Annotated in this window: 12 protein-coding genes; 9 read left to right on the forward strand and 3 right to left on the reverse strand. The window is 45.0% G+C overall.

The genetic code is table 11. The features are described from left to right. The 6 genes from VIM72_RS02495 to VIM72_RS02520 all read left to right on the forward strand — a co-directional run. A partial coding sequence (locus tag VIM72_RS02495; protein WP_332001294.1) for a hypothetical protein occupies positions 1–528 on the forward strand: 528 nt, incomplete at its 5' end. Positions 529–765: 237 nt separating this feature from the next. Then, positions 766–1,413 carry a pyridoxamine 5'-phosphate oxidase family protein gene (locus tag VIM72_RS02500; RefSeq protein WP_332001295.1) on the forward strand — a complete coding sequence of 216 codons (648 nt, stop codon included), beginning with the start codon at positions 766–768 and terminating at the stop codon, positions 1,411–1,413. Positions 1,414–1,469: 56 nt separating this feature from the next. Next, positions 1,470–2,453, forward strand: coding sequence for a type I glyceraldehyde-3-phosphate dehydrogenase (locus tag VIM72_RS02505; protein WP_332001296.1), 984 nt, complete (start codon positions 1,470–1,472; stop codon positions 2,451–2,453). Between the two features lie 44 nt (positions 2,454–2,497). Further along, positions 2,498–3,295 carry an MBL fold metallo-hydrolase gene (locus VIM72_RS02510; protein ID WP_332001297.1) on the forward strand — a complete coding sequence of 266 codons (798 nt, stop codon included), beginning with the start codon at positions 2,498–2,500 and terminating at the stop codon, positions 3,293–3,295. Between the two features lie 50 nt (positions 3,296–3,345). After that, complete coding sequence (locus VIM72_RS02515) at positions 3,346–4,221, forward strand: AraC family transcriptional regulator (RefSeq protein WP_332001298.1); 876 nt, start codon at positions 3,346–3,348, stop codon at positions 4,219–4,221. 113 nt (positions 4,222–4,334) lie between these two features. Further along, positions 4,335–4,583: a hypothetical protein gene (locus VIM72_RS02520; protein WP_089915165.1), complete on the forward strand. Its 249-nt coding sequence runs from the start codon at positions 4,335–4,337 to the stop codon at positions 4,581–4,583. Between the two features lie 83 nt (positions 4,584–4,666). Here the strand turns inward: VIM72_RS02520 and VIM72_RS02525 are convergent, their stop codons facing one another. Next, a complete protein-coding gene (locus VIM72_RS02525) occupies positions 4,667–5,722 on the reverse strand; it encodes a hypothetical protein (RefSeq protein WP_332001299.1) in 1,056 nt (351 codons plus the stop codon). 186 nt (positions 5,723–5,908) lie between these two features. Here VIM72_RS02525 and VIM72_RS02530 point away from each other — a divergent pair, with 186 nt between their 5' ends. Further along, positions 5,909–7,174 carry a hypothetical protein gene (locus VIM72_RS02530; protein ID WP_332001300.1) on the forward strand — a complete coding sequence of 422 codons (1,266 nt, stop codon included), beginning with the start codon at positions 5,909–5,911 and terminating at the stop codon, positions 7,172–7,174. 83 nt (positions 7,175–7,257) lie between these two features. Here the strand turns inward: VIM72_RS02530 and VIM72_RS02535 are convergent, their stop codons facing one another. Continuing rightward, a complete protein-coding gene (locus VIM72_RS02535; RefSeq protein ID WP_332001301.1) occupies positions 7,258–8,385 on the reverse strand; it encodes an alkaline phosphatase family protein in 1,128 nt (375 codons plus the stop codon). Positions 8,386–8,651: 266 nt separating this feature from the next. On the opposite strand from VIM72_RS02535, the gene VIM72_RS02540 reads away from it, so the two are divergent. Then, positions 8,652–9,410 carry a DUF6882 domain-containing protein gene (locus tag VIM72_RS02540; protein WP_332001302.1) on the forward strand — a complete coding sequence of 253 codons (759 nt, stop codon included), beginning with the start codon at positions 8,652–8,654 and terminating at the stop codon, positions 9,408–9,410. A gap of 171 nt (positions 9,411–9,581) precedes the next feature. Then, complete coding sequence (locus tag VIM72_RS02545) at positions 9,582–10,220, forward strand: hypothetical protein (protein WP_332001303.1); 639 nt, start codon at positions 9,582–9,584, stop codon at positions 10,218–10,220. Positions 10,221–10,357: 137 nt separating this feature from the next. Here VIM72_RS02545 and VIM72_RS32360 read toward each other — a convergent pair. After that, positions 10,358–10,435, reverse strand: a 78-nt coding sequence (locus VIM72_RS32360; RefSeq protein ID WP_414648918.1) for a two-component regulator propeller domain-containing protein, incomplete at its 5' end; no start/stop codon positions are given.

The following is a 10,435-nucleotide window of genomic DNA, read 5'->3' on the forward strand; positions in this document are numbered from 1 at the left end:
TCAGCGCTTATCCTGGCCACTATACTGGTTTCCTGCGGCGGCAAAGGCGATAACCCAACTCCGGCAAATGACGACGCAGCCTCCTGGAAACTGGGGGATTACGCTTACGTAAAAGGCGGTTCCTCACAATCCTCCCAGACCTCTGACGGTAAAACGATTACAGCCATTGTTGTCAGCACATCAGGCGATGGCGGCAACTATGGTGCATTTTCCGGCAGCGCTGTTACCATTACCTTTTACAGCAACCTGGGAGAAGGTACGTACACGCTGGGCACTACCGAATCCATGGTAACCAACCCAACTTCAAAGATCATCAACATTGACTGTACTATCGGCACTGCAGTAAACACCGGCGCTGTACTGTATGACAGCGTATCCGGCGGCACCGCGGAAGTAACAAAAGACAGCAAAGGGAAATTTCATGTAACGGTTACCACTCCGGTTACCCTTACTAAGAAGATCAGCACCGGCGGCGGTATACCGGCTGCAAAAGACAGCTACCAGTTTACCCTGAAAAATGGAAATTAAAAAACATAACGGGTAAAAAGCCCGGCCCCTGAAGCCAATGCTTCGCGGGAGTTAAAGGCATCATGTGCATATAATGCCCTCAGAAAGTTTCCAGCTTTTTGGGGGCATTACTATTAACGGGGCCCTGATCTGCTGTTCCGGAGAATAAGGAAGAATTGTTAACACTCAGGGAATTACTGCCTAACACCGGCAATTGTTTCTGCTGCAACTTTGTGCTGTGAAATCAATCCTATTGCCATGAACTACTCAAAGCTCGCCTTTACCGATGTCATTAAAAAGATCCAGAAAAAACTGGGCAGCCGGGATACTTATCAGCGGGTAGAAAATAGGAGTTATGTGGACGGACTGACGCCGATAGAAAAGGAATTCATCAGCCAGATGGACAGCTTTTACCTGGCCTCCTTCGGGGAAAATGGCTTTCCGTATATCCAGCACCGTGGGGGCCCCAGGGGCTTCATTAAAGTGATTGACGAGGCAACCATTGGTATTGTTGATTTCAGCGGTAACCGCCAGTACATTTCAGTGGGTAACATCAGCAAAAATGCGAAGGTGTCGCTGATCCTCCTATCCTACCCTTTGCGGGCGAGATTAAAGATATATGCCGAAGCGGAAATTGTGGAGATCAATGAAAACCCGGTTCTTTTTGATCAGCTGAAGCCCGAAGACTATAAGTTCAGGCCGGAGCGGATCATGTTATTCCACATTAAAGCGTATGACTGGAACTGCTCCCAGCACATCACACCCAGGTATACCGCCGCTGAAATAGAAACCATCCTGGAACCGAAGGATGAATATATCCGGCAGCTGGAGCAGCAGCTTACCGACCTGCGAAAGCAGCTGGAAGGGCAGCAGCATAAGCCGGATGGTTTGACTGAGAAAAAATGACCTGACAATTTTGAACCCTGATAAATTAAAGTAACGAAGACTTAAATTTTATAATCATGAAAAAAATAGCAATTAACGGATTTGGACGTATAGGACGGGCAGCATTAAAGATCATCTTAGAAACGCAGGACCTCCAGGTAGTGGCCGTGAATGACCTGATGAGCATCGAAAACGCCGCTTACCTCCTTAAATATGACAGCAATTACGGTAAATACCAGAAAGAAGTGCGGGTGGAAGGCGATAGCATTCTGGTAGATGGGAAACCCGTAAAATACACCAGCATAAAAGATATCGAAAGCCTGCCCTGGGCAGCCGTGCAGGCCGACGTAGTAATTGAAAGCACCGGCATCTTCACCAACATGGCCGCTGCTGAAAAACACCTGGCAGCAGGGGCAAAGTTTGTGGTGATCTCCGGTCCTACCAAGGATACCCCAACCGTAGTGCATGGAGTAAACACCGAAGACGGCAAGGTATCGGTTTTCTCCTGCGCAAGCTGTACCACCAACAACATTAGTCCCGTAATTGAGATATTGGGCCGCAGGCTTGGCATCAAAAAAGCCATCCTGAATACCACCCATGGCTATACGGCCTCCCAAACCCTTATTGATGCACCCTCCAAACGGGAGCCGCGCATGGGCAGGGCAGCAGGCATAAACCTGGCCCCCGCTGCAACCGGCGCTGCTATAGCCACTACAAAAGCCTTACCTCAATATGCGGGAAAATTTGACGGGATCGCAGTAAGGGTGCCCGTACCCGTTGGCTCTATATCCGACATCACCTTCATTGCCGAAAGGGCTACCTCAGTGGAAGAGATCAACAGCATCCTGATCGAGGAATCAAAGACCTCCAGGTATGAAAAAGTGCTTGCTGTAACCGACGAGCCGCTGGTATCTACTGATATTATCGGCAGCGCATTTGCCGCAACCGTTGACCTGGAAATGACCCGGGTAGTTGATGGAGACCTGGTGAAGGTAATGGCCTGGTACGACAATGAATGGGGCTTCACTAACCAGATGATCAGGCAGATCCAGTCCATCTAAAATTAGTTAACCCGGCTTCAGCATAACATTAATTCAAATAAATTATGTCAAACAATACAGCACCGTTCCAGGCAACCTACCTGGGCGGCCCCACCGTAATTATTGAAATAGGTGGATTAAGATTAATGACAGACCCGACACTTGACCCCGCAGGTACCAAGTTTGTACTTAACGAAAGAAGCACCCAGGAGAAATTTGAAGGTCCTGCAGCTTTTCCCGAAAAACCTATCGACATTGTTCTTTTGAGCCATGACCAGCATTTTGATAACCTGGACGGCGCCGGAAGGGCATTTTTGAAGGAAGCAAAGCTTACCATCACCACAAAACCAGGGGCAGAAAGGTTGAAGGAGACCGGTGTAAACAGTACAGGCCTTGTACCCCGGGAACATCGTACATATGTGGCGCCAAACGGCGACCGGATAAAGATCACGGCTACCCCGGCCCGCCATGGTCCCGCGGGCAGTACCAAAATAACAGGCGAGGTGATTGGCTTTCATATTGCTGTTAGCGGAAGCCAGGTGTTTGATCTTTATGTAACCGGCGATACGGTGTATTACAACGAGATCGAAAAGCTTGGAGAGCGCATTGATCCACGGTACATATTTGTATTTGCGGGCGCTGCACGTCCGCGCGGGCCGTTCAATTTAACCATGGGCAATAATGATGTAATAGATACCGCTCATGCATTCCCAAACGCCACCCTGATCCCTTTGCATTCCGAAGGCTGGTCACATTACACAGAGAACAACAACAGCTTACTGGAGGCTTTTGGCGTGCTTGGCATCAAAGACCGGCTGCAGATCCTGGAACCGGGTGTGGCTACCCCGCTCCAAATAGATTGATCTTATCTTTCCCGGTTAGCCATAAGCTGCTATCTTTACAGAAAAAGCCTATGGTTTTTGTAAATAATACCAAGGAGCGGCTAACTGTACAGGAACTTAACAGCAGCAACACCGGGATGATCTCCGATGTGAAAGCAACGGATATGACCGCTATCTGGAATGTGGGGGAACAAATGGATATTACCATTGATAAGATCCCATATATACTTAAAAAGAACCAGATCATTTTCCTGACCGAGTTTCACAAAATTGATCATATAGCACTGGAATCCGCAAGGATGATCCGCTTCAACCAGCCTTTTTATTGTATTGTGAACCACGACAATGAGGTTGGCAGTAAAGGGTTGCTCTTCTTTGGATCTTCCGGTGTACCCTTAATAACTTTGGAGGAGAATGATACCCGGGATTTTGAATTGACCTGGGAAATGTTCTGCTCAGAGATGAAAAAGAATGAGCTGCTGCAACAGGATATGCTGCAGGCAATCCTCAAACGCATGCTCATTCTCTCTGTAAGGATATTGACACGGACCACCGATTTCCATAAGCTGGAGAAAAGGCAGGGCGATATTGTGAGGGAATTCTACTGGCTGGTGGAAAGACATTTTACCCGGGAGCATGAAGTAGCCTTTTATGCATCCAAGCTCAATAAATCTCCAAAAACACTTTCCAATCTCTTTTCTGTTTTCTCAAAACGCAGTCCGCTAAATATCATTCATGACCGCATCCTGATCCATGCCAGGCGCCAGATCAACTATTCCAACCGGTCCATCAAGGAAATTGCCTATGAGCTGGGGTATGACGACATCCAGACTTTTAGCCGTTTCTTTAAAAGTAAAGAGGGCATGTCGCCTATGCAGTACCGTGAAAAATTTGACCTGGCTTCCAAACAATCAAAGAAGCTTTCCGGCACTAAAATTCCGGCTTAGCGCAAGCTGTTAGATGTGCAGCTGTTTTGGAACTATAGTGAGTGTTATGCAGGGCTAACCTTGGCCTGTAAATAATGCAGACAATCAGTACATTTGGATATAAATTTACCATTATGGATACAAGAGAAACCATCCCAACCGGCGGCAGCTTTTACCCGCTGGTAGCAGAACTTTTTCAGCAGCAAAAGAAAGCAGCTATACTGTATGATGATAATGGCGTTACCCGCGCGAATGGTATGATTGAAAGCATCTTTGACCGCGATGGCAGGCAGTGGATCAGGCTGGACGACCAAACGGAGATCCGGATCGATAAATTATATGCGGTGAACGGTACTTTCTCTTCCGACTATTCTGAATGCTGATGTTTAGTGCGCTGCTTAACCTTTATCCTCTCCGGCCGTCTGTTTATGCAGGGCCGCGTAACTTTTATTATGCTGCCTTAAACTTAATCACGGTAATAAAACTTCTTAATATAGCTCTCCTCCATTTTACCCTCCTCCGTTATCCTATAACAAATTGTAAATTCTAAAAGTGATTTCTCATTATACTCATTGCGGAAAACTACCTTCCCATGCGTTTCCCCGGTATCGGGATGCAGGTATTTGATCCCGATCACATTCCCTTTGTCATCATAATTTTCAATGGTCCGGCTACTGACCTCAAACCTGGCGGTCTCAAAATACTTTTTATCAAATATTGAAATCGCCCATTCCATATTTTCCTTTTTCAGCATATCGTGCAGCGCGGCCATATCATAGTAGCCGATCGCCATCTCTACGTTTGCTATAAGCGCACTCTTTTTCGTGAGCACATTTCCCTGGCGGATCTCTTCCTCTACTTTGTACAGCTGCATTTTTGAATCATACCTGCCATAGTACTCGGTTTTCTCAACCTGCTTTTTGGCATTATAGAAGAAATTCTTTTGTGAGGATAGATATTGCGTGTCGTTATGCCTGCAAAATTTCTGCTCTTCTATTAGCAACTGGTTATTTCCGTATACATAAATGGTTTGATCTGTGAACTGGTTGTTAGTGAAACTGAGCTTTGCCATCAATGTTCCGTTCTGATAGGTGAAATCGGTTCTCAGGATAGTTCCCTCTTCAGTGATTCTTGTTTCAGAAACCTTTAAACCATTTTGGTAGGTGCAGCTCAAAGAGTTTTTTGTTCCATAGTGGATATTGTGATGATGCTCCGAGATCAGCAAGCCTTTTTCAAACTTTAGTTCGCGGATAGCAGATGCTTCCTCAACGGAATGCCAGTTACTTTTTCCCAGTATGGCATGCCCCTGGGCCTTAAAAGCAGCGTAGCTTTTAGTTTCATTGCTGTATTTAACTACCCGGCAGTTCTCTCCTGAATATTCATAAACACTTAGAAAGCCATTTTCACCTGAGGCGCTTTTTGCAGTTTCCAGGATCGCGGTTGTCTGATCCTTAGCATTATAGAATGTTTCTGTTGTAGTAGTTGAATGCTCATCGCGGTAAACTTCTTTGAAGAGGCGCATGTTTTATATATATTTTCTCGTAATATATATAAATAATATTAAAGAGAATATACATAATCTGATCCACGGGGTGCTCATCGTCTGATTAACATGTAACCATTACCGGTGGTTCTGCGATATTTTGGCAGTTCGACTATTTGTTGTAACTTATTAATTGCTAAACTATTAACCACTTATCCTACTGATATGCCTCAAAGCCATACCAAAGGCGCCGGTATTGATCCCCTCAATGTTTCTGCGGCCCATAATCCTCATTCAGCCGGCACCGCCTTGCCTGCTGTTGTGTCGTTCCGGAAGATGAAAGCAGCATATCCGCCAAAGCAGTCCGGCTTTCCCTTTCAGCCTCCAGAGGTGGGTGCAGTGCCTGCATCCAAAACAGTTCAACTGGTTATTAAAACTCCCACTACCAACGTCACATCCCCTGCTCAGGGTGACGATCCCAGAGCGGAAAAGGCCATTTTAGCAGAGGGGATCTATCTTATAAAAAATGAGGAGGACCTGAAAAATGTGCGTAAAGGGACATTTGGTGATATCCCGATGCTGCCTCCCTTCAAACATCTTATTGGAGAAATTCATACTCAATCCCGTTTCAAGGAAGCCATACAGAACTGGGGCTGGGGAGCGAATTGTATGCTGGAAGGGTTTAGTGCAAACGAGCATATGGCAGATGTGGCAGCAGATGATATCCGGAAAGATGAAAGTTCGGTTTATCATAATACACTTCCACTGGAAGATACGATCGCCAAAGACCTGACTTCGGCCATCAACGCTACAAGGCGCTTGCAGGAACTTACAACCGCCACAGGAAAAATTGAAAATGCCGCAAAAAGCGTAAGACGCCCCCTCCCTACGAAAGAAGCCCCCCTCACCGCTACCGATCAGATTGCGTCTTTATATCGTAAGGCCATTGACTCATTAACCACCAGCGCTAAGCAGGCAAAGGGACCAATATTCTTTCTTATAGAGATTAATCAAAACCTGAAAAACTATCTCAAAACTAAGGGCATGGATACTGCCGAGAAATACAGCTACCTATACAATGAAGAGATTAAAAAAAGCGTAAATGATGCGCTGAACGATATTGAGGACCAGGCAGATGCAGACGATGCATATTACTATCTGAACCATGAGAAGCTGCAAACCGCAGTGACATACTTAAGTCAGATAACCACTTACCTGATGGAAATACTTCAAACGCATGACAGCGAAGCAAGTGAACAATTTGATGTTCCCGGAAGCGTGAAGAACGCCATACAAACCGGCATTGACCCAATGAGTCCCATACGCGAACATTACATGATCAACAATATAAATAATAAATTGGGGATCCCGGGCCTGGTATCACTCGGGAGAGAACACCTGAATAACGTAGCGGCTGGCGTTCCCAATGCGAAAGCACATGAAAGTTACAGCACGTTTGAAGAAGAAACAAAGGCCGACAAGGTGCTGTAAAACTGTTCCAAGGTAAGATAATGTTATATCCGTTGATGGGATATTGCTGGTTATTGTGGCAGAGATGTATGTATAAGCTAAACTTATTGCGCAGCGGTTTGATTAGCCTGATAACCTTGATATAACAGGCTGTCATTCCGCACACCTAATTTCAATTGCATAGGTTTTGCCACCGCATGCTCCGCCTCAAACTGCTCTCCTAACAATATTGAAATAGTGGCTGCAATTTGCTGCTGCCACACCTGCTGCGCTTCCTTTATTTCCCCTGCGGGATCAATATCCGGACCTATAACCGCCAGCCACATTTCACCGGAACCCTTAGCCCAGAAGCCATGCGTTTGCCAGGTGCCGGGGTGCTTCCCTCTCCCATGGTCGGTAGTGATAATAAAGGTGGTATTGTCTTTATAAAAAGGATCGGTTTGCACATAATACCACAGCGCGCCGATCATACGATCTACATCAGCGGCTTTTTGCAGGTACAGGTCATAACGTCCCCGGTGGGCACATTCATCTGTTTCACCGAGGCCCAGGAACACCACTTTGGGGTGGTGCTGTTCCACATACTGCTGCATACTTAACCAGGTTAACATATCGTAGCGGGTGCGCCCCTTACCGGTAATATATTCCTGCACACTGTTTACGGCTGCTGCGGTGTCGCCCTCCCCTTCCAGCGGCTCATAGCCGGCATTAACGGAGAAGCCGCCCGGGTGTTCGTTCAGGATATAGGGCAAGATGTTCCAGGAGCTGAAGGCTACTACTTTACCCTGGTAATCCTTTTGCTGGTTGAGGAATTCCAGCACGTTGGTATTCCTGTTGGCGATGGGCGCATTTGCCACAAAGCGGCTTTCTGCAAAACCGGTCAGCATTTCGCTGTAGCCGGGGTAAGAGATCTTATAGAAGTTCCGCACGTTCACCTTGTTATTCCATTGCCGGTTGCCGTACAGGCAGCCCTGCTTTGCGATCACATTCCAGAAAAAAGGCATTAATTTCTGCCGGCGGATGGCGGCTGAATCGTCCCAGTATAGCTGCCGCATGATCGCGGTATCTTTCACCAGGTCCGGATCAGACAGCAGCCTGGCATCGGCGCCGTTAAATACTTCCTGCCAGCGGAAGCCATCTGTAGTGATTATAAAAATATTCCTTTTCTTTTCCGGCTGAGCAGTAGCAGCCAGGCAAGGGAGCAGAACAATTACCCAGAGCCAGGATCTCATTTGTACGGAGTTTTTCAAAAGAACGTACAAAGTATGATCCAGACATTAACCGGCGGTTAAATTATTGTTGCGTGTTGGGGCAGGCTGATGTTTTTTTGGAAAAGGGTGCTACCATCGATCCATCCTGATACCATCGGGCAATATGCGGCAGACGAATATCCTTCAGTTTTTATGCTATATTTGAACTGACGGCAATTTTATTGCCCTATTTCCGCAATATCCAAACCATTGGACGGATTTTTTTTAATGACACAACCAGACCTGCTTTGGACACTTTAGACTACAACAGTTTTGCAGAAAAATGTATTGAAGATCTGAAAATTTTGCAAAACAAATTTCAAAAGGAATACAACTTGAATTGGTACGAGAACTGGTTTTATAGCCAAACTACAGGATTGTTAACCTTTTCAACCGGAGACAAAGAGTTAAACTTTAAATACTTCGAAGCAGGAAGCTTTTCAGAAAAATCGAACACCTGGAAATGGTCATGGGACAACAACCACACGCTTGACAACGTAAAGGAAAGGACTAAGCTTATTAAAGAATTTGGCCAAAAGTCAAATTTCGCCAAACTGACCAATGGCTATTTTCAAAGTGACGAGTATGAAGCCTGGGAGTTTACCGCAATTGCAGCTAAACTTACAAATGGAATTGGGACTTATAGACCTGTTAGCGACGGACAACTACAAATCTTCCTAGTCATTACTGAATTTGTTGACAACGAGACCGCACAAAACATCAAAGACAAGTATGTTGAGTGTAGTGCTCACGAATATCGCAGAAGGGCATTTGTTTGCAGGCACCTCAACCCGGTGACTAAAGTGGGGTTTCAAGAAGCCTTTGAAACTTTTGAGGATATGGAGCTTTCAGATAAGGATGACTTCCAGGCCTGGTGTAACGAGTGCGAAAACGTGAGGCAAAAAGAAGGGGAATGGAATGACAATTCAATGGCGTTTGCAAACATAAAAGTTATTTGTGAGCAATGTTATTTTGAAATAAAAGAACTAAATACCGGACACCGATAAAAGACTTCTTTTACTGGTGGCAGGGGTAATCCTTTACTATTAGCGCTATTTTTTATGAAATACCCTATACCCTTAACCTACTTTATAATTTTTACCTTATTCAGTTGCACTACCAGACAGTCAAGCCAGGTTCGTGACAATAATCAATTCAACTTTGACACCACAAAAATTATGGACAAATTCGAATTCTCTCTAAAAACCGCACACCCGCATGCACAAGCCTTAATGCCCGAAGATTTTTATTGGAGTCCCATTGAAGAAACAGCACCATTCGGAAGTGATGACGGTTCCGATGCAGCGTATGGATTCAGAGAATGGAGGCTTACAAATAAATCACTTAGTCCAATTATCTATTTGAAGGAATTGATTGAACGTTGGCAATATCCATATTTTGACTGGAACGAAATGGACACTACAAAAATCAAGGAATATATTGTTTCAAGTGCAAATATTGATGAGGCAAGTATTCAGCAACAAATGGAACAGTTAAAAAACGCAATGAAAAACTCGGCTGATTCGTCATTCCATAATATTGACGAAACGTTATTGCGGCAAGCCGTCATTTCATCCTCGCAGGAAATGGGTGGCAGTTCTTTATTGGGTCAAGACAACGCAATTATAGGAACAGGCTTTGCACAATTTGCTTTAGAAGGCAAAATAGACAATAATTTAAAAGCTTTGACCATTACTGCAATTAACAGACAATTATTACCTGTTCTTATTAATCGCTATGATGAAGATTATCAAAACAAAAGAAAACAACAATTGACAAAAATGCTTGGCGTAATTAATAACGCTAATCCCGAATAACAAAACAGCCGCTAATAGTAGTAGTGATTACAATAATGATAGCATAGTATTCCCTAAACCCTTACCACCAATTAGATGACGGCATTAAGTGTTTTTGAGCTGACAGAAAAAGTGATTTACCGATCCATTTGCGGCCATCATGATCTTCGTAAATAGCATATACCATCATAAGTACCGAACCACATAAACCCGTTGTAGTCCTCGTAAATGCTGGT

Origin of the sequence: Chitinophaga sp., assembly GCF_036569185.1 — a bacterium.
Taxonomy (GTDB): Bacteria; Bacteroidota; Bacteroidia; order Chitinophagales; family Chitinophagaceae; genus Chitinophaga.

Coding starts and splice junctions, on each gene's coding strand:
- VIM72_RS02525 (WP_332001299.1), bottom strand. CDS start 5,722: ATGCGCCTCTTCAAAGAAGTTTACCGCGATGAGCATTCAACTACTACA.
- VIM72_RS02520 (WP_089915165.1), top strand. CDS start 4,335: ATGGATACAAGAGAAACCATCCCAACCGGCGGCAGCTTTTACCCGCTG.
- VIM72_RS02500 (WP_332001295.1), top strand. CDS start 766: ATGAACTACTCAAAGCTCGCCTTTACCGATGTCATTAAAAAGATCCAG.
- VIM72_RS02535 (WP_332001301.1), bottom strand. CDS start 8,385: ATGAGATCCTGGCTCTGGGTAATTGTTCTGCTCCCTTGCCTGGCTGCT.
- VIM72_RS02505 (WP_332001296.1), top strand. CDS start 1,470: ATGAAAAAAATAGCAATTAACGGATTTGGACGTATAGGACGGGCAGCA.
- VIM72_RS02545 (WP_332001303.1), top strand. CDS start 9,582: ATGGACAAATTCGAATTCTCTCTAAAAACCGCACACCCGCATGCACAA.
- VIM72_RS02510 (WP_332001297.1), top strand. CDS start 2,498: ATGTCAAACAATACAGCACCGTTCCAGGCAACCTACCTGGGCGGCCCC.
- VIM72_RS02530 (WP_332001300.1), top strand. CDS start 5,909: ATGCCTCAAAGCCATACCAAAGGCGCCGGTATTGATCCCCTCAATGTT.
- VIM72_RS02515 (WP_332001298.1), top strand. CDS start 3,346: ATGGTTTTTGTAAATAATACCAAGGAGCGGCTAACTGTACAGGAACTT.